Origin of the sequence: Gardnerella sp. KA00390 (assembly GCF_049244075.1) — a bacterium.
Lineage (GTDB): Bacteria > Actinomycetota > Actinomycetes > Actinomycetales > Bifidobacteriaceae > Bifidobacterium > Bifidobacterium vaginale.
Genome location: NZ_CP058372.1, coordinates 726,045 through 750,717, shown reverse-complemented (window position 1 = coordinate 750,717; position 24,673 = coordinate 726,045). Strand labels below are relative to the sequence as shown.

29 protein-coding genes are annotated in these 24,673 nt (G+C 41.3%); 1 reads left to right on the top strand and 28 read right to left on the bottom strand.

The genetic code is table 11. The features are described from left to right. Position 1 precedes the first annotated feature (1 nt). The 20 genes from HXT53_RS02940 to HXT53_RS02845 form a co-directional block, all read right to left on the bottom strand. Positions 2 to 2,569, bottom strand: coding sequence for a hypothetical protein (locus tag HXT53_RS02940; RefSeq protein WP_421780640.1), 2,568 nt, complete (start codon positions 2,567 to 2,569; stop codon positions 2 to 4). A 243-nt stretch (positions 2,570 to 2,812) separates the two neighbouring features. Continuing rightward, positions 2,813 to 3,178 carry a hypothetical protein gene (locus HXT53_RS02935; protein ID WP_285089524.1) on the bottom strand — a complete coding sequence of 122 codons (366 nt, stop codon included), beginning with the start codon at positions 3,176 to 3,178 and terminating at the stop codon, positions 2,813 to 2,815. 17 nt (positions 3,179 to 3,195) lie between these two features. Continuing rightward, complete coding sequence (locus tag HXT53_RS02930; protein ID WP_421780638.1) at positions 3,196 to 3,768, bottom strand: major tail protein; 573 nt, start codon at positions 3,766 to 3,768, stop codon at positions 3,196 to 3,198. Next, positions 3,752 to 4,090, bottom strand: a complete 339-nt coding sequence (locus HXT53_RS02925) for a hypothetical protein (RefSeq protein WP_421780636.1) — start codon at positions 4,088 to 4,090, stop codon at positions 3,752 to 3,754. The genes HXT53_RS02930 and HXT53_RS02925 overlap by 17 nt, the downstream gene beginning before the upstream one ends. Next, positions 4,083 to 4,463 (bottom strand): HK97 gp10 family phage protein, encoded by a 381-nt coding sequence (locus HXT53_RS02920; protein WP_101887632.1) that lies wholly within the window; start codon positions 4,461 to 4,463, stop codon positions 4,083 to 4,085. The genes HXT53_RS02925 and HXT53_RS02920 overlap by 8 nt, the downstream gene beginning before the upstream one ends. Beyond that, a complete protein-coding gene (locus HXT53_RS02915; RefSeq protein ID WP_421780633.1) occupies positions 4,460 to 4,792 on the bottom strand; it encodes a phage head closure protein in 333 nt (110 codons plus the stop codon). The genes HXT53_RS02920 and HXT53_RS02915 overlap by 4 nt, the downstream gene beginning before the upstream one ends. Then, on the bottom strand, positions 4,793 to 5,071 hold the full coding sequence (locus tag HXT53_RS02910; RefSeq protein ID WP_112928570.1) for a head-tail connector protein: 279 nt from the start codon (positions 5,069 to 5,071) through the stop codon (positions 4,793 to 4,795). Positions 5,072 to 5,101: 30 nt separating this feature from the next. After that, the gene (locus tag HXT53_RS02905; RefSeq protein ID WP_421780631.1) at positions 5,102 to 6,286 is read right to left on the bottom strand and encodes a phage major capsid protein; all 1,185 of its coding nucleotides are present in this window, start codon (positions 6,284 to 6,286) and stop codon (positions 5,102 to 5,104) included. Between the two features lie 2 nt (positions 6,287 to 6,288). Then, positions 6,289 to 7,023 (bottom strand): head maturation protease, ClpP-related, encoded by a 735-nt coding sequence (locus tag HXT53_RS02900; RefSeq protein ID WP_421780629.1) that lies wholly within the window; start codon positions 7,021 to 7,023, stop codon positions 6,289 to 6,291. Beyond that, positions 6,971 to 8,269 carry a phage portal protein gene (locus HXT53_RS02895; protein WP_421780627.1) on the bottom strand — a complete coding sequence of 433 codons (1,299 nt, stop codon included), beginning with the start codon at positions 8,267 to 8,269 and terminating at the stop codon, positions 6,971 to 6,973. The genes HXT53_RS02900 and HXT53_RS02895 overlap by 53 nt, the downstream gene beginning before the upstream one ends. A 10-nt stretch (positions 8,270 to 8,279) precedes the next feature. Further along, positions 8,280 to 9,872 (bottom strand): terminase large subunit, encoded by a 1,593-nt coding sequence (locus HXT53_RS02890; RefSeq protein WP_421780625.1) that lies wholly within the window; start codon positions 9,870 to 9,872, stop codon positions 8,280 to 8,282. 122 nt (positions 9,873 to 9,994) lie between these two features. Further along, positions 9,995 to 10,219: a DUF7678 domain-containing protein gene (locus tag HXT53_RS02885; protein WP_032839405.1), complete on the bottom strand. Its 225-nt coding sequence runs from the start codon at positions 10,217 to 10,219 to the stop codon at positions 9,995 to 9,997. A 149-nt stretch (positions 10,220 to 10,368) separates the two neighbouring features. Next, positions 10,369 to 10,653, bottom strand: coding sequence for a transcriptional regulator (locus HXT53_RS02880; RefSeq protein WP_421780622.1), 285 nt, complete (start codon positions 10,651 to 10,653; stop codon positions 10,369 to 10,371). Positions 10,654 to 10,817: 164 nt separating this feature from the next. Then, positions 10,818 to 10,982 carry a hypothetical protein gene (locus HXT53_RS02875; RefSeq protein ID WP_421780621.1) on the bottom strand — a complete coding sequence of 55 codons (165 nt, stop codon included), beginning with the start codon at positions 10,980 to 10,982 and terminating at the stop codon, positions 10,818 to 10,820. Continuing rightward, positions 10,966 to 11,616: a virulence protein gene (locus HXT53_RS02870; RefSeq protein WP_421780619.1), complete on the bottom strand. Its 651-nt coding sequence runs from the start codon at positions 11,614 to 11,616 to the stop codon at positions 10,966 to 10,968. The genes HXT53_RS02875 and HXT53_RS02870 overlap by 17 nt, the downstream gene beginning before the upstream one ends. Before the next feature lie 98 nt (positions 11,617 to 11,714). Beyond that, the gene (locus tag HXT53_RS02865; protein ID WP_421780617.1) at positions 11,715 to 12,950 is read right to left on the bottom strand and encodes a site-specific DNA-methyltransferase; all 1,236 of its coding nucleotides are present in this window, start codon (positions 12,948 to 12,950) and stop codon (positions 11,715 to 11,717) included. A 14-nt stretch (positions 12,951 to 12,964) separates the two neighbouring features. Further along, on the bottom strand, positions 12,965 to 13,750 hold the full coding sequence (locus tag HXT53_RS02860; protein ID WP_421780615.1) for an S-adenosylmethionine synthetase N-terminal domain-containing protein: 786 nt from the start codon (positions 13,748 to 13,750) through the stop codon (positions 12,965 to 12,967). Next, on the bottom strand, positions 13,743 to 14,246 hold the full coding sequence (locus tag HXT53_RS02855; protein ID WP_004125754.1) for an NUMOD4 domain-containing protein: 504 nt from the start codon (positions 14,244 to 14,246) through the stop codon (positions 13,743 to 13,745). The genes HXT53_RS02860 and HXT53_RS02855 overlap by 8 nt, the downstream gene beginning before the upstream one ends. Before the next feature lie 11 nt (positions 14,247 to 14,257). After that, positions 14,258 to 14,809: a P27 family phage terminase small subunit gene (locus tag HXT53_RS02850; protein ID WP_076002841.1), complete on the bottom strand. Its 552-nt coding sequence runs from the start codon at positions 14,807 to 14,809 to the stop codon at positions 14,258 to 14,260. Positions 14,810 to 14,969: 160 nt separating this feature from the next. Then, positions 14,970 to 15,329 carry an HNH endonuclease gene (locus HXT53_RS02845; protein ID WP_014554460.1) on the bottom strand — a complete coding sequence of 120 codons (360 nt, stop codon included), beginning with the start codon at positions 15,327 to 15,329 and terminating at the stop codon, positions 14,970 to 14,972. 107 nt (positions 15,330 to 15,436) lie between these two features. Here HXT53_RS02845 and HXT53_RS02840 point away from each other — a divergent pair, with 107 nt between their 5' ends. After that, entirely contained in the window at positions 15,437 to 15,850 is a 414-nt protein-coding gene (locus tag HXT53_RS02840) for a hypothetical protein (protein ID WP_004117112.1), read from the top strand. A 59-nt stretch (positions 15,851 to 15,909) separates the two neighbouring features. Here the strand turns inward: HXT53_RS02840 and HXT53_RS02835 are convergent, their stop codons facing one another. From HXT53_RS02835 to HXT53_RS02800, 8 genes are all read right to left on the bottom strand, one after another. Next, on the bottom strand, positions 15,910 to 18,348 hold the full coding sequence (locus tag HXT53_RS02835) for a glycoside hydrolase domain-containing protein (RefSeq protein WP_004117115.1): 2,439 nt from the start codon (positions 18,346 to 18,348) through the stop codon (positions 15,910 to 15,912). A gap of 152 nt (positions 18,349 to 18,500) precedes the next feature. Next, the gene (locus HXT53_RS02830) at positions 18,501 to 18,929 is read right to left on the bottom strand and encodes a DNA-directed RNA polymerase sigma-70 factor (RefSeq protein WP_018645368.1); all 429 of its coding nucleotides are present in this window, start codon (positions 18,927 to 18,929) and stop codon (positions 18,501 to 18,503) included. Next, a complete protein-coding gene (locus tag HXT53_RS02825; RefSeq protein ID WP_421780611.1) occupies positions 18,889 to 20,328 on the bottom strand; it encodes an SNF2-related protein in 1,440 nt (479 codons plus the stop codon). Before HXT53_RS02825 ends, HXT53_RS02830 begins: the two co-directional genes overlap by 41 nt. Next, positions 20,309 to 20,599 (bottom strand): VRR-NUC domain-containing protein, encoded by a 291-nt coding sequence (locus HXT53_RS02820; RefSeq protein WP_421780610.1) that lies wholly within the window; start codon positions 20,597 to 20,599, stop codon positions 20,309 to 20,311. Before HXT53_RS02820 ends, HXT53_RS02825 begins: the two co-directional genes overlap by 20 nt. Continuing rightward, positions 20,571 to 20,906 carry a hypothetical protein gene (locus HXT53_RS02815; protein WP_421780608.1) on the bottom strand — a complete coding sequence of 112 codons (336 nt, stop codon included), beginning with the start codon at positions 20,904 to 20,906 and terminating at the stop codon, positions 20,571 to 20,573. The genes HXT53_RS02820 and HXT53_RS02815 overlap by 29 nt, the downstream gene beginning before the upstream one ends. Positions 20,907 to 21,136: 230 nt before the next feature. Next, positions 21,137 to 23,326 (bottom strand): VapE domain-containing protein, encoded by a 2,190-nt coding sequence (locus HXT53_RS02810; protein ID WP_421780606.1) that lies wholly within the window; start codon positions 23,324 to 23,326, stop codon positions 21,137 to 21,139. Positions 23,327 to 23,456: 130 nt separating this feature from the next. Continuing rightward, positions 23,457 to 23,831 (bottom strand): DUF4406 domain-containing protein, encoded by a 375-nt coding sequence (locus HXT53_RS02805; RefSeq protein ID WP_416431892.1) that lies wholly within the window; start codon positions 23,829 to 23,831, stop codon positions 23,457 to 23,459. Next, on the bottom strand, positions 23,824 to 24,615 hold the full coding sequence (locus tag HXT53_RS02800) for a phage antirepressor (protein ID WP_421780604.1): 792 nt from the start codon (positions 24,613 to 24,615) through the stop codon (positions 23,824 to 23,826). The genes HXT53_RS02805 and HXT53_RS02800 overlap by 8 nt, the downstream gene beginning before the upstream one ends. Positions 24,616 to 24,673 lie beyond the last annotated feature (58 nt).

Genomic DNA, 24,673 nt, shown 5'->3' with positions numbered 1-24,673 from the left:
TTTACCACCCCCTTGCTTTTCTTGTTTGAAGCTTAAAAAGCTCACTGTCCATCCTGTGCGCGATACCACCCACTAGTTCGCCAGTGTCGAGCACAATACTCTGGTTGGAAAACTGTGGGAAATACGCGTCCATAATCGCTAGAATCTGGTTCATAACACTAAGCATTTGCGTGTTCGCTCCCGCGCTCATATTCTGCAAAGTATCAAGCCCCATAATCACTTCCGGACCTTTTTCACCGCCGCCAAGCATACGCCCGTTTTTCTCACCGAAAATAGTCGCCCCGTTTAACAGCATCGGCTTGTTCATTGCTTTCTTATACCAGTCGATAGCAAGATACGGTACAGACGGTGGCGTAAGAGAGAATTGTCCTTTAATACTAAAATGCGGCAGTTTAATATGAGGAAGACTAAGTTTTATGTTAGAGAAAAACCCTGTTATAGCGTCAACTACTGCTTTAACCTTGTTTTTCGCCGCCTCTATTGGAGTGATGATAGCGTTTTTAATACCATTCCAAACTGACACAACCGTGTTTTTAATACCGTTAAACACAGACTTAACCATGTTTGCTACTGAATTAAACACTGTTGAAATGCTTGTTTTAATACCGTTTACCACGCTCATGATCGCAGTTTTAATACCATTCCAAACACTTGTTGCAGTGTTTTTAATACCGTTTAAAACGTTAGTGAAAAACGATACGATACCATTCCAAACATTCATGAAAAAGTTTTTCACACTCGACCACAGTTTGTTCCAACTAGTGCCAAAGAAAGACAAAAACACGTTAAAAACGTTTTTTAACGTGTTCAATACTGTTATGAACGTGTTTTTAACCGCGTTCCAAACAGCGGTAAAAATTTCTTTTACACCATTCCAAAGCTGAGACCAGTTACCGGTGAACAATCCTATAAAAACGTCTAAAACGCCTGTGATTAAATCAAGAACGGTTTTGAAACTAGTAAAACTTAAATTTAAAGCGCCTTCAAACAGTGGAGCTAGAATAGCACACAAACCATTCCACACTGTTTTAAGCCCTTCAACAATACTAGTGAAATCAATACCAAGGCTTGACAGTTTTTCTTTAACACCATTAACAAAACCGGTGAAAGTTTCCTTGATTTTCTCCCAAACAGCAATAACACTGTTTCTAAACTCTTCGTTAGTGTTCCATAAGGTTACAAAAGCTGCTACCAGAACACCAATAACCGCAACAACCGCGAGTATTGGCGCGGATACTCCACCTAAAACAGCGCCTAACCCTTCAAGAATGCTAGAGCCGGAAGTAAAACTTGCGAACATTTTACCTATAAACAAAGCTAGTTTAGAAAACCCTTGTATAGCAACACCTATTTTAGAAATACACGTTCCAAGAACCACTAAAAAAGGGCCGACTGCCGCAGCAATCAACCCAAGTGTCACTATAAGTTTTTGGCTTTCTGGAGAAAGCTGTTTAAATTTAGAAAGCCATGCTGAAATTTTCTGCATTAATGGTGTTATGACGGGAAGTAAAACATTACCAATAGTCGCAGCAATATTCTGCAACTCTGTTTTTAGAATCTTCATAGAACCCGAAGCGCCCGCTGCTTCACGCCCAGCCTGCCCTTGAGCGTCAGCAGTCTGCTCCATAATAAGAGCCAAAGTAGCAGCCTGTTTCGCTTGCAAGCTCATCGCGCCTCTACCATCATGCAAACCCATGGCAAGAGCTTTAGCTTTAATAGTCGCCTCGTTAACACCCATACCATAATTGTCAAGCATCGCATTATTACCTTTAAGCGCGCCCGTTAAAGCAAGAACAGCAGACTCGGTTGTGCCACCAAACATAGCAGACAAGTCGCCTGCAAGAGCAACCAGCTTCTGACTCATCTCGGCTGCTTCAGCATCACTTTTCCCACCAATATTTTTCAACATCGCGCCCATAGTATTCGCATACTCTAAAGCTTGACCTTGAGCAATACCATAATAGGATTTCAAACTTCCTGACCATTTAAGCATCTTGTTAGCAGACTTACCGTAAATCTGCTCTGTAGCACCCATAGCATCCTGTAAGTCTGCTGCAGCAGTAAAACCAGCAGTACCAATAGCAGCAATCGGCAGCGTAACTTTCGTGCTTAAACTTTGACCAAGAGATGACATACCATCTCCTAGTTTCTTTATCTTTTTACTCGTACTATCAAACTGGCTACTAAGCTTGGTTAAACTAACACTACCTACCTGTTTTAATTTTTCTTTTAAACTATCAAGATTATTTTCTGTTTCAACAATCTCACGCTGCAACGCATCATACTTGTCTCTACCAAGCTCCCCGTTTTCCAACTGTACTTTAGCCTGCTTATCCGCCTGTTTCAAAACGTTAAGCTTATTAGACGTTTCTTGGATTTCTTTCTGCAAAAAAGCCTGCTTTTGGCTTAGAAGCTGCGTGCTTGTCGGATCAAGTTTCAAAAGCCTATTAACATCACGAAGCGACTGCTCGGTTGAGCGAATAGTCGAATTAACCTGTTGTAAAGACTTATCTAAGCCTGTAGTATCCCCACCAATTTCAACAGTAATACCTTTAATCCTGCTTGCCATAACTTCACCTCCCTTTTTCCATTAATTTAGGTATGAAAAAATAGATATTTTAACGTCAGGTATAAGAATGCTTGGTTCTCGTCTAGAACCTGTCAAATTCTGTTTGGCTTGCGAGCTTATCGTATTTCACACTATCGTTTGCTTTCTCCGTCCACATGTCTAAAATCATGCCGATGGTTAAAAGATCCAGTTCGCAAATACTAATCCCGATTTCTGTGCATCTAAGAAGAAACAACGCGGTTGTCATTTGCCGTGTTGTTGCTTTAAATTTTTTTTAGATTTTACTTCAGTTTCCAAGTTTGCTCCCCAAAGTTCTAGAATTTCAGGAAGAATCTCGTAGATAGAAAACATTTCAAACTCGTCAAGCCACTCATCAATACTCGCTGGAATACTATTATCCGCGTGATAAGCCATGATATAAGCTACGTTTTCAAAAATTTCAAGATCCGATATTTCAAAAACACCCTCGTTGTTTTTGAAAGACTGCTCTAATTTTGACAGGTCTTTGAAAATATCACGCTTGAATTTAATACGATACAATCTTGGAATAGTGGCGGAAGAACGAAACTTCACGTCTTTACCATTTACTTTTACTGTTTTTTCTAACACTTTTACCCCTTTAAAACTTATTTGTTTTCCGCGTTAACTTGCGGAACGTACACGCTCTTATACCATTTCTCATAGGTTTCTTTTGAAGTAGTGTCACCGCTACGGGATTTCACCAAACCATCTTCTCTAGGATCAGCCGTAAGCGACAAAGTTTCCGTACCCGGTTCTATAGTGTCTTCCTTAGTTTCTGACTCGATAGACGGTCGTGTTGCTGAACAGTTATATAAAACGTGTCTGATAGCGTTCACGTCACCATCAAACTCAAACAGGAGCGCGAATTTTTCTGTTTCACTAATCTTCGCGTTTTCAACCAGAACACCGTTTTTATCTAGTTCTTCTCGTAGTATTTCCGTCCTAAACCATTCAGGTATAAGAGCAATTTCCAAGTCGCCACTGTAACCGTTGTTAGCAGTCGACCTGAAGTAAACAATCCCGTCAGCGTAAAACGGTGAGGATTCACCCTCAGCCTCAAGGCTTATACTCACCGCCCCCGGAATCGGCTTAGGCTCATCGTAGGAGAAACCACTCGAATCTTTTTTAAGTTTTGCCGCGTACACGTTTTTAAGATTGTATTTAACCTTGTTTCCCATTTATTGTTACCTCCATTTCAAAAATGTAGAGTGTTTCATAAAGCTGTTCCGACTCTATGAACGCTTCTGTTTTGTTATAAAAAATGCCGTGCCTATCAAGCACGGCTTCAACTTTTTCTTCCACACTAGGATTCTTATAATCTGTGTATAGTTCAATATGAACTTCGTTTGCTTTAAAATACGCTTTCCCGTCTGCCGCGAAATTACTGCTTGCAGGCGTAAGAAACACAAGAAACGGTGGGGAAGGTGATTCTCCTTCAGCAAAATGATGATAAGCAAAAGGAAAACCTATCTCTCTCATGATGCTTAAAAGTTTAGTCATGTTCTATCGCCTCCCTTATTTTTTCTTCGAAACTTTTAACCGCTTTTTCTTCCGCAAGCTTAATGTGTGCTCTTGCCTCAACGCGTCCTCCGCCTCGTTTAGCGTGACCGTACTCTAACAAGTGTGTAAGCTGATACTTGTTTTTTGAGTGAACTACCAGTGTGAGAGCGTTTTCTGTTTCTTTAACAGTTTTCACCGCCCAACTTTTCGCATACTTACCTGTGTGTTTCGGAGCAGTGTTTTCGATATCCTCTTTAACGGTGATGCTCACGTTTTTAACTGCTTCTTTTACTTTCTCACTCGTAGTATCCGCGTAAGTTTTAAGCTCTTTTATTATCCTGTTTGAAAGATTGTCTACTCCTGTTTTGCTCACTTTTTACACCTCTTACAGTGAAGTTTCAGGCTTTTCTTCTTATAATTCATGTGGTCAACACCTAAAATCTCATAAACCGTATCACGGAAAATAACACGATACCTGGTGGATGATATTGCAGCGGTTTCTTTCGAATAGCGGATAGTAAAATCTATTTTTGACTCATCCCACACGTTTCCCGCAGAAGTCTGCTCCATTGGACTTTCAGCACTCACCGTGGCGTAACACTCGTAATATTTACTCCACTTAATCTTATGATTACCAACCTCATCAACTTCAACACTGTTTTTAAGCAGCACAATACGCTCGTTTAATAAACTTATTCTCATTTAAAACCCCGTTTTTCTAACAGTAAAAAGCATCGAACGTAAAGTGAGCATAAGCGCGTGGTGGTCGGCTTCTTCCCGATGCTCATACAAGTAGCCTGTAGCGTATAAGACTGCGAGCCGATACTCGTCAAAGTTTTCACTAATCAAACTAGTATCGTTTTTACGAGCTACTCCCTGGCAGAGTTTTTCAGCAGAATGAATAAGGGTGTTGATAAGCTCATCATCTTCTCGACTATCCACCCTAAGATAGTTTTTTGCTTCCTCAACTGTAACTATCATCAACACCCCTCCTTAACTTTTAACCGTCTTTTAAGCTGCTACGCTTGTTTTAACAGGCAGAATCTGTACTGCTTCTTTAAGCACGAGTTTGCCGTCTACACGCTCTTTAGCAACGAAACCTATCATGCCGTTTCCAGCGAAAAGCTCGGTAAGCTCTTTAAACGAGCGTGAACCACGATCACCAATGTTGTAGTACGAGTAGTCTCCAAAAGCCACCATGTTTTCAGGCGCGTAAGCAGACGTGTATACCGGGTATCCGAGAATCCTGTTCGGCTCATCATCCTGGTATGAAGGCTGCCAAACGTACGCGCCATTATTGTCTTTAAGTTTTCGTATGCTCGCGACTGTTTTATCGTTCATAATAAAACTCGCGTTTTTACGGTATGGTCGCCTCAAAGCGTGAATAAGATCAATCAGATCATCAGTTTTAATACTGGTAGTTTCTTTAAGGAACGTGCCGCCGTCTTTCTTGTTGAAAATACCAGTTGGTTTTCCAACGCCATCCCCGTTAAGAAAAGCGTCTTCCTCAGCGTTAGCCAGCGCCATGCCGAAGGATGTGAGAAGATGATTCTCGAGGTTAAACGCATTATCATGCAAGAGTTCTTCAGTAACTTTTACTGCAACGTGAAGCTTATGAGCGTCAAGCAGGATTTGCGCGAACTTGGAATCCCCAAAGTTAAGGCTTGCGCCTTCTTCAATCCAAGCTGCTGCAGGATCACTCATCGCAACATTAATCTTATGCTCTCCACTAGTGGTAATCGTGGTAGCAAGAGAGCGAATAATGTTTTCTTCTTTCAACGTTTCAATCAGACGATTATCATACTCTTCCGGCACAAGATACCCACCATCAGCGTCCACGCCTTCCTGCAACACGTTATCGACTCGTTTAAAATTACTTCTAAGAGCTGTAAGCATCGCCTGCTTATACTCGTCACGCGCACGACCTTGTTTTTCAAGGTTCACACCTGTTTTCATAGGTTTTGCAACAATCGCCTCGGATGTTGGTTTTGAAAGCTCCTTATCCATTACTTCCATCTGCTCCAAACGATCAATTTCCATACTGTAAGCTTTCACTTTCGCTTCCATCTCATCATAGGTTTTCGCGTCTTCTTCTGAAATAAGCCCGTCCTTGTCACGTTTAGACTCAAGGAAAGCTTTCGCACCCTGCCAAGCCTTATTACGTTTCTCAACCATGTTTGAAATACTGTTCATCATATTTACCTCCAATTTTTGATTAAAAAAAGACGATCCATAAGATCGTCTGCACTAATATTGTTTGTTTCCTTACCGCTTATCCGGCAGGCTTTACATATTTTTTCCAATAACGTGTTTTGCACGCTTGCTTTCGAATACAATGTTGAAACTTGTGGTATGCCAATATCAGCGGTTTCACCTCTAGTTAAAACACCGTCCGCGAACCCGAGTTCTACCGCCTTGTTAGCATCCATCCACGTTTCCGAATCCATTAAATGCGACAGTTTCACACGGTTAAGCCCTGTTTTAATCTCGTAAGCGTTAATAATGGACTCTTTGACCTCATCAAGCATTGATATTGCTTTTTCCATTTCGCTTCTGTTTCCAAAAGCAACAGTCATAGGATTATGAATCATAAGCATTGACACCGGGCTCATATAAACCTTTGTCCCGGCCATCGCAATAACCGAGGCCGCCGACGCAGCAATACCATCAATCTTTACCGTCACACAACCCTTGTAATCCATGAGCATGTTATAGATTTGTGCCGCAGCCACACAATCGCCGCCGGGAGAGTTAATCCACACGGTAATATTCCCACTACCAGCGTTTAACTCGTCTTTAAAAAGTTGTGGGGTTACATCATCATCAAACCATGATTCTTCAGCAATCGTACCGTTAAGAAACAGCGTTCTCTCCAATATTTCATTTGACTCCTGATTTTGCTTTTGGTTTTTCCACTGCCAAAACTTCCTCATTACCTTGTTCCTCCTTTCCGCTACTGTTTGCGAACGCTCCCGCACGGTTAAGCGGGAGCATGTTGCCGTTAATCAAATACAAGTCACCACCCTCACAGGCTGGAATCTTATCCAGGTTTTCTAACTGTCTAATATCGTTCGCGCTCATCCAACCGTTTTGACGAGCGGTAGCATAACCATTCATACGACTCTGATAGTCTCCTCGAAGAAGACCATCCACGTTAAACTTCACATAATAGGTTTCTTTCTCCTTATCAGTAAAAAGCCGTCTCGTAATAGACTGTTCAAACCGCGCCACCCAAGGATCCAGCGTGTATTTCACAAACTCCAGCGACTGCTGTTCAATATTAGAAAAACTTGATTTTTCCAAATCACCAACCATGTGTGGTGGGACTCTGAAAATACGAGCGATCTCGTTAATCTGAAACTTACGAGTTTCAAGAAACTGTGCTTCGTTAGGCGAAATAGAAATAGGCGTATACTTCATGCCTTCCTCTAAAATCGCTATCTTATGCGAGTTAGAACCCGAGAACCCCTTATTCCAACTATCCCTCATACTTTGAGGATCTTTTACTGTTCCGGGGTATTCCAAGATTCCGCTTGGTGTAGCACCGTTAGCGAAAAACGATGCACCGTACTCTTCCGTGGCTATCGCCATGCCGATAGCGTTTTTTGCCATCGCAATAGGCGAATAGCCAACAAGACCGTCAAAACCAAGACCGGGAATATGAAGCACGTCAAAGGGTTTAAGTTTCACACTCGTTTCTTTACCCGCTAAAACATCACTATCATTTAACGTATACTCGTAAAAAATTTGACCACTCTCATCCCGGTCAACTCTCATACGATCAGGCATTAAAGGGTATAAGCCCAAAACCTCGCCTTTACCGTTTCGAATAATCTGCGCGTAAGCATTACCCCATAACAGTAGATGCGTCATCAAGGTTTCTCTAAACACGAAGCTTGTCATTTCAAGATTCGGCTCATCATGAAGCACCTTATACAAAGGATGTTTAACCGCTTTAGCCGTACCCGTACTCGTCCGCTCATACACGTGAAGCGGCAGACTCGCCACCGCTTCAGACAGGATACGCACACACGAGTAGACAGCTGTCATCTGCATCGCTGAACGCTCATTCACCCTCTTACCGGACGAGGACGTACCCATTAAGAAACGATAACCGCCGCCTAACATCTTGTTTTCAGGCTTATCTCTGCTCTTAAAAATCTTACTGAAAATGTTCATACGCACCTCCTTACATGAATAGGATTCCTCGACTGTCATACACACTTTCCGTATTTGCATTACCGCATCTGATAGCACGGTCAAGTGCCATGATGGTTGCGATAGCACCATCAATTTTCTCGGTTGATTTTTCCTTATCGCATTTAATGTTTCCTGCAGGATCTGTCCTAATAAATATGTTGTCCATGTTCCAGCGAAGCACCGGATGCCCTGCGTGTGCGATTTTCTGCTCGAGTGTAAGCTTCATAAGCTCCTTGGTAGGCGGACTCATATCCTTGAATCCCTGTCCGAACGGGACCACGGTAAACCCCATGTTTTCAAGGTTTTGCACCATTTGCACCGCGCCCCAACGGTCGAAAGCAATCTCACGAATATTGAAACGTTCACCTAAAGTTTCGATGAATTTTTCAATAAACCCATAGTGAACAACGTTCCCTTCCGTAGTTTTAATAAACCCTTGTTTTTCCCACACGTCATAAGGCACGTGATCTCGCTTCACGCGTAAACTCAAGGTTTCTTCAGGCACCCAAAAATAAGGTAGAATACGAAACTTATCCGACTCATCTTCTGGTGGAAAGACCAAAACAAAGGAGGTAAGGTCGGTGGTGCTTGAAAGGTCAAGACCCCCGTAGCAGACCCTGCCCTCGAGTTCTTCCTCATTCACCTGAAAACCGCAAGCATCCCACTTTTCCATCGACATCCAACGAATAGACTGTTTCACCCACTGGTTAAGACGAAGCTGACGAAAAGCATTCTCTTCACCAGGATTCTGGCGAGCGGACTCGAAAGCAGCCTTAACTTTCTCCATTTGAACCGTCACCCCAAGAGAAGGATTAGCTTTCTTCCACACCTTAGGATCAGTCCAATCATCCGAATCTTTTGCACCATAAATCACGGGGTAAAAAGTTGGATCAATTTTCCTACCCTCAAGAATATCCACTGCTTTCTGATGCGTCTCATAGCAGATAGAATGCGTATCCGTACCGGCTGTGGTAATCAGAAAATACAGTGGCTGCATGCGAGCATCCCCGGAGCCTTTAGTCATCACGTCAAACAGTTTACGGTTTGGCTGCGTGTGAAGCTCATCAAACACGACACCGTGAATGTTAAACCCGTGTTTAGAGTACGCTTCAGCCGACAACACTTGGTAGAAGCTGTTAGTTGGTAGGAAAATAATACGTTTTTGCGAAGCTAAAATTTTAACCCTACGATTAAGAGCCGGACACATTCTAACCATGTCCGCCGCCACATCAAACACGATCGTTGCCTGCTGACGGTCCGCCGCACAACCATAAACTTCCGCACGCTCCTCATTATCCCCACAGCATAAAAGCAAGGCTACTGCAGCAGCCAGCTCACTTTTACCCATTTTCTTAGGTATCTCAATATAAGCAGTATTAAACTGACGGTAACCATTCGGTTTAACCACGCCAAACAAGTCCCTAATAATCTGCTCCTGCCAGGCTAGGAGCTTAAAAGACTTACCAGCCCACGTTCCCTTCGTGTGTGTTAAACATTCGATAAAACTTACAGCATAATCCGCAAGCTCCTTACTATACGTTGAATTTTCTTTTTTAAACTTAGTAACCTCGTATGCTTGCAACTTAAGCTCCTCCTTTCTTTAGGCATAAAAAAAGACGCTTTCAGCGCCCACATCATTTCTTAGTTTTTCTTAACGAGAAACAGGGCCTTAAGCCCTGCTACTTTTAACTAAACTTAAAGTTTTTAGTTTCTAGCGTCGAGGATCATTTCTAAAGCCTCGTTTGCAAGCTTGCTTGTTGGCATCATGTCCCAGCCTCTATCGTAGTTTGCGATAACCTTGTTATTGTTTTTCAAAGTAAGCTTGGAAATTCTTCCCTGGTTAATCCCGTATTCGCTTGGCTCTTCAAAAACTTTCATGCTGTAGTTTACAACCTGATTTTCTACTTTAAGCGTATCTTGTTCCCACATGATTTTTTCTCCTTTTTCTGTGTTTTTTGTTAGTACTATATATCACTCTAAAAGCGCAGAATAGCAAGCCGTAAACGAGAAAAAATCGCGGATAATTCCACGATTTTTCTCCAGCCTTCCAACCCTATGGCTGACTATCCCCCTTTCTTTTAGCTTCTTTCTTGTTGAATCGCTTGATAGGCTTTTTGAATATCCTTGTCCAAGGTTTCAGCATCCGCAAACAGTTCAAACTCCGTATCGTTTAGTTTTCCTTCGCTTACCTTCCAAAGCTCCTCGTGGGCTTTCATGGCGCAGGTTTTTGCTGTTTGCGCAATGTCGAGCATGCTGATAGCCGAACTAATTTTCCCTTCTTCAGCTTTTTTGACTGCGTTTAATGTGTAGCGTCTGCATGTTTTAACTTCGTTTGCGAGGTTTTGTAAAATTTCTTTTTTCACAGGTTTCTCCTTTGCTTCTCTGCTTTTTGCTAGTACTATATATCACTCTAAAAGAGCAGAATAGCAAGCTTTTAAGCCAAGAAACACCGGGTATTTACACGTTTTTTCCCCACCAGTTTTCGCTAATTTTTTTACTCTTAAAAACCGTTAAAATGTTTCTAAAATCATGCGGAAATAATAATCACCCAAAAATCATCTACTACAGTCAAACATACTTTTACAAAAACCTCGTTCTCTTGCTCTAAATTCGCAAAAATTTCTTCAACCAAAGAGCCTGTAGGACAGTCTTCACTCAACACGTACGCCTGGTCTTCACTCGCATACAGCATTACGCTCACCCCCGTTTCTAAAAGCACAGGACCCTTCTAAACGGGAAAGCATAATTTTCCTGTCTTGTTTAAACTCGTCTCCTATAAACCCGAGTCTAAGAAGAAAACATCTGAAAGCATACTTATCGTTAAGCGTCTCACGCTTACTATTATTAACGCGTTTAATTTCCACGCTCATTTTACAAAGACTGTTTATAAACTTCGCATAGGATGCCAAGCCTGGTTGGTTAGCCTGCTCAAACCAAGGAAAAATAAGCTTATCATCTTCTTCCTTAATATTAAGACTGTTCACTCCTAACGCTTTTTTAATAAGATCACCCTTATTATCAAGAATTTTCCTAAGCTTTACCACATCAGCCTTATCTTTAGGAAACTCAACACTAAAACATTGCGTACCATCACACGCGCAGACTGGAAGACTTATACCATAGTCAACGTCTAACATGTTTTTCAAATCATCTAAGTTCTCTTCACTACTACACGTGACCGTACCATCTTTACTAATGTTGAAAACACCTATCCTGTAAGACATACTCGGAGTTTTTAAGTAAACAGCCTTTACTCCCGTAGAATCCTCTATAGCTTTAATAAGCGGCTGCCTATCTTTTCCTTTTAACCCGTATTTTAATTCCATTTTTCCTCCTTTAGATTTTTTCGGGTACATATATAAATCACTCTAAAGAAGGTTTTTATCAAGCGGTCGCAAACTATTTTTCATATAAAATACGAGTCTTACTTGTTAGTAAATACTTCAGTAAACGAGTATTCTTTACCGCCTCTTAAAACTTTCACACTCTTATCATTTCCAACCTGCTCAATATAACGTTTCACAATCACGTCACAATATTTCTCGTCAAGCTCGATAGCGTAGCAGACTCTACCCGTCTGCTCGCAGGCTATAAGCGTGCTACCACTTCCAGCAAACGGATCTAACACAAGCGAGTTCGTCATACTCGAGTTTTTAATCGGATACGCTAAAAGAGCTATTGGTTTCATGGTTGGATGATCAGCGTTTTTCTTAGGCTTTTCAAACTCCCAAACTGAAGTTTCTTTCCTACCCGCGTACCACTTGTGTTTACCTTTTTTCTTCCACCCATACAAACATGGTTCATGCTGCCACTGGTAAGGGCTTCTACCCAACACCAGAGACGGTTTCTTCCAAATACAACAACCTGAAAGATAAAACCCCGCGTCCTGGAATGCTTTTCTAAAATTCAATCCCTCCGTGTCAGCATGAAACACGTAGATAGACGCATCATCTGCCATCGCCTGCTCCATGTTCACGAACGAGTTGAAAAGAAACTGGTAAAACTTATCATTCTCCATATTATCGTTTTTGATTTTCCCAGCAGAACCCTCATAGTTCACGTTATAAGGCGGATCAGTAACCACCAGATTCACTTTAGTATCCTCAAGAAGCGTCTTAAATGTTTCTAACTTAGTAGCATCACCGCAAATAACACGATGCTTACCAAGCGTCCACATGTCACCCGTTTTAGAAAAACACGGTTCTTCCAGCTCTTTTTCAACATCAAAATCATCATCACTCACGTCTTTATCAGCATCAAAAATACTGGAAAGCTCCGCCTCATCAAACCCGAGAAGATCAACATTAAAATCAGCCCCTTCAAGCTCTGACAACTCGACAGCTAAAAGCTCATTGTCCCAACCGGCGTTAAGTGAAAGTTTATTATCCGCGATAATATAAGCACGCTTTTGTGTTTCAGTTAAATGGTTTTCTTTCACGCACGGAACTTTTTTAAGACCCAGTTTTAATGCCGCGGCAAGCCTGCCGTGGCCTGCGAGAATCGTATTATCCTCCGCCACTAGAATTGGGGATAGAAAACCAAACTCGCGAATACTTGCCGCTATCTGAGATACTTGCGCCTCAGAGTGCGTGCGAGCGTTTCTCACATACGGGATAAGCTCACTTACGTCAGCCAAATAATACTGCATTTCTTTTTCCATAAGCTTTCCTCCCATTAGAAAAGACCCCAGCAAGCCAGCTTTTCAAAACCACCCACCGAGTCAATATAATCTTTCGCAATTTCCACAATCTGCGAATACGGTTTACCATCAACCATTTCATCCCCGATAGCACAAGAAAACTCAACCACCCGGCCGGTTTCCTGTGCTTTCAAAAACGCGTAAATATTAACCGACACGTCAGCTTTCGTAAGATCCTTACCATGAAGACCGCCGCCCGTGACAGCATCAGCCATGTCTGACCCGAGTTTTCGGTTAACCGCTCCCGTATCCACGCTGATACCACCAGTCCAGTCGCCTAAAGGATTAACAAACGCATTCGGATACTCTTTCAATAAGTCTTCTCGTTTAGCGTGAGACTGGCAGATGATAAGCTTTTCACCATCAAGAACATACTTGCCATCATACGGATACTTTTCATAAACCTTTCGAGCAATAGTAGAAAGCTTCCTCTGCTCAGCTGTTAATGGAACGCCTTTAAAAATCCCGTTATCAGCGCAGCGAACCATGCCGTTTTGGTTTTGGCTTAAATGCTTATCCTGTGGCACGACCGTAATATCAATCTTTACTTTCCCAGGGCTTAAACGGTGGATAATATTTTTAATATCCTTAAACTTAAACATCACCGTGCTTTCAATACACACGGCACACTTACCATGCCCGAGCATCACTTCAACAGCAATCTTCGGATTCTCATCCAGCTTGTAAGCAAGATCAACAATTGCTCCAGCAATACGATCCGCAATCTTGTCGACATGTGACGGGTTTACTTTTTCAATCATGGTTCTTTTCCTTCCTTCCGATTTTCCAACCAGCTGCAATAAAAAAAGGAATGTTCGAAATTTTGATAAATTTCTCTACATTCCCTTTGCTTATCCATTTTCTGTTTTTTGAGCTATTACTCAGCTTTATCAACTGATTCTTATGTGGCTTTCTTCCTCTATTGGCTATAGAAATCTTTTCTTTAACCTGACCATAATTCATGTTGTATCTTCTGCTACACCATTCCAAATTATCGATTCTGTTGTTACTTTTATCTTCGTCAATATGGTTTATGTCAGAATAATCATTAGGATTAGGTAGAAAAGTTAATGCCACAAGTCTATGAACAAGTAGGTTTCTCTTGTTTCCGTTCTTCCATAAATACACCCTTTTATAACCATTACGCTGATAATCACCTTTAAGAATTTGAGTACTACGTTTTATGCTTCTAATTTTCCCTAAATTAGAAGCTTGGTAATGACCTTCATATTCAGGAATATCTTTCCATACTTCCACATTTTTTCTCCTTATATGTTTTTACGTGTTAAAAGCAGGCGTTCCATTAAATCGTTTTGAGGTGAAACACCATCAAACTCAGTCGAACAGTTTTCTTTCACAATCTGGAAAATCTCATTCCAAAGCCTGACCGCCTGATTCATGTAGTTAATACCAATGTTGATAAAAGGCGATGGTATCGGTTTACCCGTAGTCGGATGCTTGGAAAGAAACCCAAGTTTACTGGTTACTTCCTCACATTGAATCCAACGAGCACAGCTCATCGCATACCGTTCAATAAGAGGAGATGGCACTTTACTGCTAACACCAATGTCTTTTAGCCACTTCCATGTTTCTTCAAAAATTTCTCTAGCCTGAAGCTGAGTACCGTCTTTTTGCGTGGCGGATAAAAACTCGTGAGGCTGAGGCATTTCAGCACCTTCAAGCTCCGGAATATCAAGAACGCTTAAAGGCCTGCCACCGGGGTTTCCGTCATTCGCTTTTTCAACAACTGCTTTCTTTTTACGCCCGGCACCTACGCGTCTACCGCCACGACCGCCGATATTATTTGATTTTGTAGGCAAACTTTCCGCCTCCTTTCCGCATGAGTTTTAACTCAAAAAAATTTTTCTTGTCTGATTTTCCCTATTACCCTTTTGAATACGCTGTTTTTGCACGCGAGACCCTGCGCCCGTTCCCCGGGGAATAGGTTTTTAGAGATTTTGACCGCCCCTGGGGTGTTGTTTATTTGTTATGCCAGCGGTCTCCACGCTTAGCGTGAATTTTAGAATGGCAGCTTTTACAAAGAGAAATAAGATTATTCCTCTCATGTGTTCCGCCTTCAGCAATCGGTTTAATATGATGAACCTGCTCAACAGGCACAAGCATATGGTTCTTAAAGCAAAGCTCACAGAAAGGATGCTCTTTCACATAAGAATCCCTGACTTTCTGCCATGCTCTGCCGTAACGCTTGTGAGCATCATAAGGACGCTCGTATTTTTCGTATCGTCTGTTCTCTTGTTTTAAGTGTTCCTCGCAAAACCTGCCGTCAGTTAGGTTCGGACAGCCTTGATAAGAACACGGTCTTTTAGGTTTTCTTGGCAAGACTCATCCTCCCTTTCCAAGTAAGATAAATTAACGTAAAATGAGTGAAAATAGTCCGTCTACGACAGTAGTCATCCACTTGACTATATAAATTTAAGGAGGTTGTAATGAAGAAATCTATGTATCAAGCTATACGATTATTCCTTTTTTCATTATTACTCCCTCTTTTAGGACTAATCCTTAACTCACTTAGGTTGTTTAATCCAGAAATTGTTTATGACTCACCTGTTTTATTTATCGGTATAGCTCACGTATTTGGTTTAACAACACTTGTCCTTTACTCAATCATCGTCAATCAAAAAACACTCGAAAACTTAGGAGTTTGTAAAACCATTGCCATAGCGCTTATCGCACCAGCCATTGATTTATTGATATTACAAGAGTCTCCTCAACAATTGGGTAGTAGCTGGATTTACTTATACATTACGTATTTCTTAACCACTGAATGTATTCCAACTATAATTCCAATCATTGTTAAAGAGTTTTTACGAAGAAGAAATCAAAAGCACAAAGGTGATTGAGAATAAAGACACCCTCAATCACCTCCGTGACCTGTTATCTCAATGATTTAACTCTATGATTATTTTGATTTTGCCAGTAAATAATGAGCCATAGCAATACAGCATGCATCTCGTTCTTCATCAGTTGATTCACCAGCAAGCCGTGCCAGCAATCCAAACAATTTAAATTTTTCCAGGCATCCATACATTTTTGCTTTAATAGAATTTTCCAGTGCTTTAAATGAACTGAAATCTAACCCATCTTGAGCATAAGCAGTATATCTCTTTTGAGCAGTAATACTACTATAATAAGTTGTCATCATATCGCTTAAAGTATGCAAATTTTCATCACTAGCATTACGTAGATTCATTCCTAAATAGATAGCGTCTGCATCATCACAAAAATCTGTAAAATTGCAGCGAATACCAAGTTTATTACTGACATGATTTGCTTTAAAATACTCTGACTGTGCACTACTGTCTGAACCAATAAGAGCATATGCTGTTTTCATACGATCAAGAGATGGATACTTTTGCAGGTATTTATGTAAGTCATCCATGCCTGTTGCAAGATCTCCTGCCCAACCAGTCCAATGATCTGGAGCTAAATTAGAATAAGCATAACAATAAAGCGTATAAGCAAAGTGTGCTATATCGTTTTTACCACCACTTATATCAGCAACTTCGTCACGCTTATTACCAATATAAGTATCCAGCTTATCTTTTAATGCAGGATATTCTTTTTCCATGAATATTATGAAAAATGGATCTGCAAACGCGCCAGCAATAGCAAATTTCCAATTCGTCATATATGCCTTAGCTAGATAATTAATCACACCTTGAGTCACGCTTAAAGGATGATACTCTAGAACCACCGCATACTTTTGATATACTTTTCGCCATTTATCATACACGCTTTCTAATTGTTGAATGAGGTCTATCACTTTTTCAATTTTTGTTAAACGAGACGTATCTGGATTAGGTGGAGCGACATAAGTAATCTTTGATTGTGGATTGCCAGTTGAATGATTTACACTTCCAACTGCTCCAAAACGTCCAGAATATGCTACTCTGTCAAGATCCCATTTACCTTTATAGCCAGGGATTTCATGGAATTGATCAAACGCCCAATTACTTGGAATAGAAAAGCCTAGATTTCCACTAAAACCTGTAGACATATCAGACACAAATGATGCTACCGCATATCCTGCTTTACTAACACGAGTACAAATATTTCTAGATGCATAAATTCCAATCCGATAACCACCATGCATATTTTCTTTAACAGCTTTGAAGTACGGCAAAATATTGCTACTAATTTCCGGATTCGTTGCATCATAATCAACCGCGAAGTAGATTACTGTTGGCGGAACTCCAAGACGTTTAGCTGAAGCAACCGCTTCTTTTGCATGACGAGCTCCATTTTCTGCTGTAAAATGACGTAATTCAGTTGAATACTCTTGAAAAATAGGGAAATATTGAAGACCGTGGCTCACAATTCTTTCCAATTCTCCAGTACGCAATGCCTTAAAATAGTCCTTTTCAGCAGTGTTTTTTTGATCAGGTTCACTCAAATAACGACCAACAATCCTATAACCATCAGCCTTCAAACACTCAGCAAACTCGTCAGTAATCTCAAAACGTGTATCACACGCTACACAAGAACGATTAGGATCACCTTTCGAAGTTAACAGGCTCATCCATGTTGTTGGATCAACCTTACCTGTAACAGGAATAACATGCTCTGCTTGGAACTTATACAATGCCGACACTATTGCATTATTCCATGTTGAAGTTGGCGTAAGCGAATACCCATTACATGTGAGGGCTACGCTTGCCAACCAAACCCACTCACTCGTTCCCTCACTAATTGTCTTTAAACGTGATCGTGTGCCATTACCAAAATTGCCAGTAGCCTCAGCTGGAGTAAACCCTTCAACAGCTTGTAACACTTGAATCAATGCTGTATTCATCTCACGACCATACAGACCGTCTGTTGGAATAATTCCAGTATAATTCTTATATTTACTGTTAACAGCCTGCTGTGTTACACGAATGTCTTCTTTGCCTCCATACAACGATAACAATTTGAATTGTTTCATTGATAAAAGAACCATCATGAGTTCTAGATCCACAGTAGATGAAATATCTGAAAGACCAATATCACTTTTAAGATCAGAAATAGAGTTTGCTACATTATATGTAAATTCTTCTGTTATGCCTCCATATTCAGCCTCATACCCTTTGCACCAAAGAGCACCCTGAATAATTCCATTAATATTATTACTTTCATCTGTCTGATCAATACCATTTGGCCAGCGCTTCTTAAATCGTGACTGAGTACCTTTCCCAAAATTATTTGCCGTTTCTGTTATACCAAGCTCAATCTGCAAAGCACGAATAAGCCCATTAATTGTATCCCAACCAGTATTCCCATCAGTAATAACTGAACCAAACCCAGGCTTATCACCATAGGTTTTGTTTAACCATTGCTGTGTTAGTAATACCATCTGATCCATGTTGTGCCCTCCTTTTAGGCATGAAAAAAGCCCTGAAAGATTACTCTTCCAAGGCTTAGTATTTATAATTTTTGCTAAGTTTATAATACCATATAGAAGGCAGTGCCATCTCATGCCAAACCATGCCAAAGCATGCCAACTTTTCTCAATTTTTAGATTCGAATAGGGTTTTCAGGAAAAACAAGATGTTCTAACGCATTACCATGCCATCTGATAACTGTTCTGACACCTGCATGGAGTTCTTTACCAATATCCTCCCACGTCATGTTACTCATGTAACGGTAGCGTAAAATCATCTGCTCATCCACGCTTTCAAGTTTAGAAATCACATCCAAAATCTGCTCTTTCAAACTGATAAGCATCGTAATCTCCATGTTAATCTTTGCTTCTAAATCCATAACCCTTATAAGAGCTTTCACAAACGGAGCTTCCACGCTTCGAGTCGTCTGCACATACTCTCTGTCGTATCTTAATGAAGAAACACTTGTAGCAAGCTCACGCAGTCTTACTACCTCGTCCATGTCAGCCTTAATCCGCTTATCAAGAAGATAGGCTTGCCGTAAGTATTCTTTTTTGTTCATTCTTACCTCCATTTTGAGGTAAGTTCTCTCTAGAACCCCTTTCCCTCACTTCGTTAATTGATAGTCTTGCTTTAACCGACTCGATTAAAGCATCCTGCACTTTAGCCTTCATGCTTAAAGCCCTCATCACATCCTCATCAATCGTGTTCTTAGTGATAATGTGATGGATTACAACCGTGCCGGTTTGACCCTGACGGTTAAGCCTAGCGTTCGTCTGCTGGTAAAGTTCCAAACTCCAAGTCAGGGAAAACCAGATAAGAGTTGAACCGCCAGCCTGTAGGTTAAGACCATGACCTGCAGAAGCCGGGTGAATCAACGCTACAGGAATCATGCCAGCATTCCAGTCAGCAATATCAGCACTCGTTTTAATCTCACGCACGTTAAAACGATTCTTAATCCGCTCAAGATCATGCTTAAACCAGTAAGCTACAAGAACCGGTTTACCGTTAGCAGCCTCGATTAAATCCTCTAAAGCATCAAGCTTACGATCATGAATATGAACGCTTTCTTTTTTCTCGTTATAAACCGCGCCGCCTGCCATTTGAAGAAGCTTATTTGAAAGAGACGCTGCGTTAATCGCATCAATCTCTTTACCCTCCAACGACACCACCATATCCTGTTTCAACTCATCATAAAGTTTTCGCTCCTTACCGGATAACTCTACTTTCACCTCGTTTATCACACACGCAGGCATTTTCAAATAGTCTTTCGACTTCATCGAAATCGTAATATCAGCTATCTGCTTATAAATTAAACTCTCAGCACCATCTTTAGGCTTATAAGAAAAAATCATATGCTGGTTACGCTTATCAGGATCAAAAAAGTTCTGCCGATAATACGTAATATAAAGGCCAAGCCTTTGACCCATATCAAGCAGCCTAAACTCAGCCCACAAATCCATAAGCCCGTTAGAAGAAGGAGTTCCCGTAAGACCAACAATCCTTTTAACTTTCGGCCTAGCCTTCAATAATGCTTTAAAACGTTTCGCCTGATACGATTTAAAACTTGAAAGCTCATCTATCACAACCATGTCAAAATTAAACGGCAGGCCACTTTTCATTATCAGCCACTCCACGTTTTCACGGTTAATAATATAAACGTGAGCAGGCGTCTTTAGTGCTTGAATCCGCTCCTTCTCAGTGCCCGTTACCACAGAATAAGTCAAATGTTTTAAATGCTCCCACTTCTCTAACTCTAAAGGCCACGTAGTGTTCGCAACCCTAAGAGGAGCAATAACAAGAGTCCTGGAAACATCAAACGAGTCAAGCATCAGGTCGTTAATCGCTGTAAGACTTATCACACTCTTACCAAGTCCCATTTCAAGCAAAACCGCTGAAACCGGGTGTGTGATAATAAAATCAGTCGCATACTTTTGATACTCATGTGGCTCGTATCGCATCAATCACACCTCCAATCTGACTCTTCTCATCAACCACGAAAACCTTAAAACCTAAAGCCTGTAAGTCTTTCATCCGTTTCACCTGTAAAACTCTAGGCTTTTTACCTGGTGCTTTAAGCTCGACAAAACCAATCTTTCCGCCATTCAGTAAAACCAGCCTGTCAGGAAGCCCGTCAACGGAAGGACTTGTAAGCTTTAAACAAAATCCTCCCGCAGCTTTAACATCACAGACGAGTTTTCGCTCAGTTTCCTTTTCTCGTAAAAAGCCCATCAGATACCTCTTTTGCCATCTCAATGATTTTCTTATCCACTTCATTTCTCGGCTCATCAGAAACATCGCCGTAAAACACATCAATATAGTCTTTGCCTAAATCGGGATAGTCTTTAAACATGTTTTCTTCTGCTAGCGAACATAGCTGACGGACTTTATCCATGGCTCTCATCAATTTATCCTGCTGCGTTTTTAAGAGGATAGAGCCTGTATCTGTGATAAGCCTTGCACTAAGACTCTTAAGCAGTCTCATTTCAGCTCCTGCTTTCATGTATCTTTCCATTGTTCTTGCTTGTTTACTTCTCATAATTTTTTATCCTTTCTATCGGGACAAGGACGGACAAATGGCTAAAAATCCCTTTACGCGCGAATACACGTGTTACGTGTACGCTATAAGTAATAAATAAAGATTTTATTTAATATAGATTTTCATGTGTTGTCCGTCCCTGTTCGTCCAAAGCCTGTTGTTATTAGTGGGACAAGTGACAAAGTCAGGACAAGCTACATTCAATTGTCCTGTTTTCTCCGCTTGTCCACTCAAATTCTGGTATAAATTCTTTGCCTTCCATAGATTGGTATGGTTCTACGATTGTCAGATCTTTGCCAGTCTTTCAAACGTTTCATAATCGCCGATATTGCGTAACTGTCGACAGGCTTAATATCTTCTTTGGCTTTTCCGAAGCATTCGCACCATATTTCAATGTTGGATACTTCCATGCGTTTAATCGTGCCTTTAGGTCGTGTCGGATCCTCCATGTCACGGAAGTAATCTCGCCGCCTGTAAATGTCCATTTCATCCCAAGTATCAGGTAGAAGCATGTTAAGATACTCTCTGACAATGCCTTCGCGGTCGTCTTGCTGCATGGCTTCACGCTGTTCTTCTTGAGCGAAAGCCTCTAAGCTCTTGTCAAGGAACAGTTCTTCACCAGCTTTGGAAATAACCATGGTTTCCGCCCATATTTGGTCAACCAGTTCTCGTGTCATTTCCCAAGGCTTATACTTACCGTTTCCCGACACTTTCACATTCCAAAAACGCCGGTTACCCGTAACATCCCTTAAATAACCGTTTTCACTATTCGTTGTACCGAAGAACACGCACTGCCTCGGGTGTGGTGCTACACGTTTTCCAAAAGAAGCACGATACTTATCGTCACGTCTTGAAACAAAAGCTTTTACCTTATCAAGGTCAGCTTTTTTCATGCCCGCAAGCTCGCTGATTTCATGAATCCAATATCCTTGGAGTTTTTCAGCCGCAGTCTTATCGTTCATGTCTGAAAGCGTGAGACTATCTGAAAACCATTCCATGCCAAGGTTTGCTATAAACGTTGACTTGCCTATACCTTGCGCACCGTTAAAAACAGGAAGGTAGTCAAATTTAATACCGGGATGGTAGATACGCATGTATGCTGCACACAGTGTTTTTCTACACACTGCACGAATATACTCATTGTTTTCAGCACCAAGATAGTCAATAAAAAGCGTGTCTACACGTTTCACACCATCCCATTGAGGAAGACTCTCAAAATAGCGTCTTATCGGATGATAACTTCTATCATCTGATACTTTCGTGACAGCAATATCATAGTTTCTCTGTGAAAACGAGCCATAATGGTCGTCAACATAGCAGATAAGCTGCGCATCGTCCGCGTCCCTCCAAAACTTCGCAGGATGCTGCCAAGGCACATCGCCTTTAATTTCAAGACCATCAGCCAGCTGGTTAAAAACGATTCCTTTAAGCAAAGGATCATGTTTAATAATGAGTTTCGCATTATAGAGCGAGTTTTCTAAAACCGCGCCTTTAGACGTGTAGCGTAGTTTTTTCTTCCAATCCTCACTGTCAACAAAATCATCTTCCGCTTCCGAGAGTCTCTCGTTTGCCGCTTGAAGTTTTACTTCATCAAGACTCATCGCAAACTCGCTCATTTTCTTAAACGACTCTTTCTCGTCTAAGCTAGCGAATTTGTGTGTGCGAACGATATCAAAAGCGTTACACAGTTTCAAATATGCTGGGTCTTTAGCATGATGAGAGTAAACGAACTTGTCTTCGATAATCTCAACTCCTGCCATACTGTGTGAGGCTATAAGATGCCAGCGGTTTTCGTTATCTGTCGGCTCATACACGTCGCTTAAAAACTTTTCTAAAGCAAGAGTTACTGGGTTAAATACTCGGTTAAACAATCCAACTACACCATTTTTTGCGAGTGGGTCTTGCACTTTCTGCTTTTGCACCTGATTTGCTTTACTCTCACGAGATGAGGTCGGAAGCCTGGTTGGATCTGTCCACTCAGGGTGAGCGGATAAAATATCATCGGGATTAAGCCAGTCTTTTTCAACCTCTTTATACTCGTACACGCCGTTTTGTGGCGTGGACGGCCAGTACATGAGCTGGTTAGGCAAGTAAGAGCACTCATCAAACTGGTCAATACCCAGCATGTCAGCTAAATACCTTGATACTGCTACAAACTCGTCAGGCGTTACATTTCTTGTTAAAGGAAAAACAATTCTCACCCTCGGATTATCAGGCGTGTGGCTGTGTGTCGTGTACAGAAAAGACGTGTAAGGCGCAACACTCTCGTAGAGTGCAATAAAGTCTTTAGCAACATGATCCCCGTCTAAGGCGAGCATGGAGCGAAATTCAACGCTGTCGACTTTTCGTCTACCGTAAGCCAACGCTCCCGCAACGAAACCACCGTGGTCTTTTGCAAGATCACGATCCGTTTTCTTCATTTTTGCATACTCTTCCGCTGACTCTGAGGTACGAATCGTCACTTTAAGACTGTCTTTCAGCTCATCATAGGTGATGGTCTTATTAACCCATGTCTTTGCCTGCCTGTTGTTACCGTAAGCGATAGCTAAACTACGCATCAATATTCACCTCCAAATCCTTATCCGTAAAATACTTAATCGGCTGCCTGCGTTTTTCTGCAAGATTGATTTCTACTTGCATGCCGCCTGTGATTTTTTCTCCGAACACCCACAGTTCGTTGCATTTGCCTAAGAGGATAATGTCCATAAACATCGCGTCCCCTCTATGCTTTTGATTCTCATCATCCATGAACGGGAAAAGCAGGTGTGGAGTGATAGGGATTGCTCCGCGTGAATACGCGTAAGCCGCACACCGGATAGCATGTTGCACGTTTTTCTCCTTATCTCCACGGTAGGGAGCACAAATGTAGACGATAGGCTTAAAATTCGGTGTCGTTTCTAAATGTTTTTTATAAGACTTACTCATCTTTAGCCTCCTGTTCAATCAACGGGTAGATCCCGTGTTGTGTCATGAGGTGATAGATGAAAAGCCTGCCTTTCTGAGTCCAATAAGTATGCATTTTTGAGTGTGTGACGCCGTTAGAATCCTCGTAGGTATTTGTGCGAGATTTCGTATATTCCTGATTTGCATACTTTTGATATAAAAGCCAGATATCAGACTGCTTATATTGCACACCGAGTTCATGCAAAAAGTTGTTCATCCACTGTGCTGACTTGCCATAATCTTTTGCAATCACACGCATGGAGATTATGTCTTTGCATTTAAGCACAACATCGTAATAGCTGGCTTTTGGTTTAAGCTCTGCTATCTGCTGTTTTTGCATAGCAGTCGTAAGCTCTAACGCCTCTCTTTTAGCACGCTCTTCTTTCAATGCGTTAAAAACAGCGATAGCCATATCAGGGTTGTTGATAAGCTCATCTGTAGCATACATACCGTGCTTACGGATACTTGGAAGAACCTGTGATGTAACCCAGTGTTTAAACTGACACGCTTTAGGGAGCTGACTTCTAAGAATAAGACTGTATAAACCAGACTCGTTAATAACATACATCTCTCGGTTCTGACCTGAGTCGGTGAAACACCGAGTCAGCTTATCATCTTCATCTACATGCCTTTTCAGAGCATCAGATGTATCACGATAACCAAGAATCTCAGCCACATCCTTACCCACAAAATAAGGAATACCATCTACTACTGTTGTGCGAACAGAGCCAAGCTCTACATTCTTAAATACTTGTAATTCATTCATAAAATTACCTCCTATGATTTTTTCTGAAGGCGGTATTACCTTCTAAATCACAGGCAAA

Coding starts and splice junctions, on each gene's coding strand:
- HXT53_RS02900 (WP_421780629.1), bottom strand. CDS start 7,023: ATGAGGAAGTTTTGGCAGTGGAAAAACCAAAAGCAAAATCAGGAGTCA.
- HXT53_RS02930 (WP_421780638.1), bottom strand. CDS start 3,768: ATGGGAAACAAGGTTAAATACAATCTTAAAAACGTGTACGCGGCAAAA.
- HXT53_RS02820 (WP_421780610.1), bottom strand. CDS start 20,599: ATGGGCTTTTTACGAGAAAAGGAAACTGAGCGAAAACTCGTCTGTGAT.
- HXT53_RS02940 (WP_421780640.1), bottom strand. CDS start 2,569: ATGGCAAGCAGGATTAAAGGTATTACTGTTGAAATTGGTGGGGATACT.
- HXT53_RS02800 (WP_421780604.1), bottom strand. CDS start 24,615: ATGAATGAATTACAAGTATTTAAGAATGTAGAGCTTGGCTCTGTTCGC.
- HXT53_RS02810 (WP_421780606.1), bottom strand. CDS start 23,326: ATGAAGAAAACGGATCGTGATCTTGCAAAAGACCACGGTGGTTTCGTT.
- HXT53_RS02870 (WP_421780619.1), bottom strand. CDS start 11,616: ATGGAATTAAAATACGGGTTAAAAGGAAAAGATAGGCAGCCGCTTATT.
- HXT53_RS02915 (WP_421780633.1), bottom strand. CDS start 4,792: ATGAGAATAAGTTTATTAAACGAGCGTATTGTGCTGCTTAAAAACAGT.
- HXT53_RS02830 (WP_018645368.1), bottom strand. CDS start 18,929: ATGAACAAAAAAGAATACTTACGGCAAGCCTATCTTCTTGATAAGCGG.
- HXT53_RS02885 (WP_032839405.1), bottom strand. CDS start 10,219: ATGTGGGAACAAGATACGCTTAAAGTAGAAAATCAGGTTGTAAACTAC.
- HXT53_RS02815 (WP_421780608.1), bottom strand. CDS start 20,906: ATGAGAAGTAAACAAGCAAGAACAATGGAAAGATACATGAAAGCAGGA.
- HXT53_RS02865 (WP_421780617.1), bottom strand. CDS start 12,950: ATGGAAAAAGAAATGCAGTATTATTTGGCTGACGTAAGTGAGCTTATC.
- HXT53_RS02895 (WP_421780627.1), bottom strand. CDS start 8,269: ATGAACATTTTCAGTAAGATTTTTAAGAGCAGAGATAAGCCTGAAAAC.
- HXT53_RS02910 (WP_112928570.1), bottom strand. CDS start 5,071: ATGATAGTTACAGTTGAGGAAGCAAAAAACTATCTTAGGGTGGATAGT.
- HXT53_RS02905 (WP_421780631.1), bottom strand. CDS start 6,286: ATGATGAACAGTATTTCAAACATGGTTGAGAAACGTAATAAGGCTTGG.
- HXT53_RS02840 (WP_004117112.1), top strand. CDS start 15,437: ATGAAGAAATCTATGTATCAAGCTATACGATTATTCCTTTTTTCATTA.
- HXT53_RS02835 (WP_004117115.1), bottom strand. CDS start 18,348: ATGGATCAGATGGTATTACTAACACAGCAATGGTTAAACAAAACCTAT.
- HXT53_RS02925 (WP_421780636.1), bottom strand. CDS start 4,090: ATGACTAAACTTTTAAGCATCATGAGAGAGATAGGTTTTCCTTTTGCT.
- HXT53_RS02825 (WP_421780611.1), bottom strand. CDS start 20,328: ATGCGATACGAGCCACATGAGTATCAAAAGTATGCGACTGATTTTATT.
- HXT53_RS02805 (WP_416431892.1), bottom strand. CDS start 23,831: ATGAGTAAGTCTTATAAAAAACATTTAGAAACGACACCGAATTTTAAG.
- HXT53_RS02875 (WP_421780621.1), bottom strand. CDS start 10,982: ATGCTGTATGCGAGTGAAGACCAGGCGTACGTGTTGAGTGAAGACTGT.
- HXT53_RS02860 (WP_421780615.1), bottom strand. CDS start 13,750: ATGATTGAAAAAGTAAACCCGTCACATGTCGACAAGATTGCGGATCGT.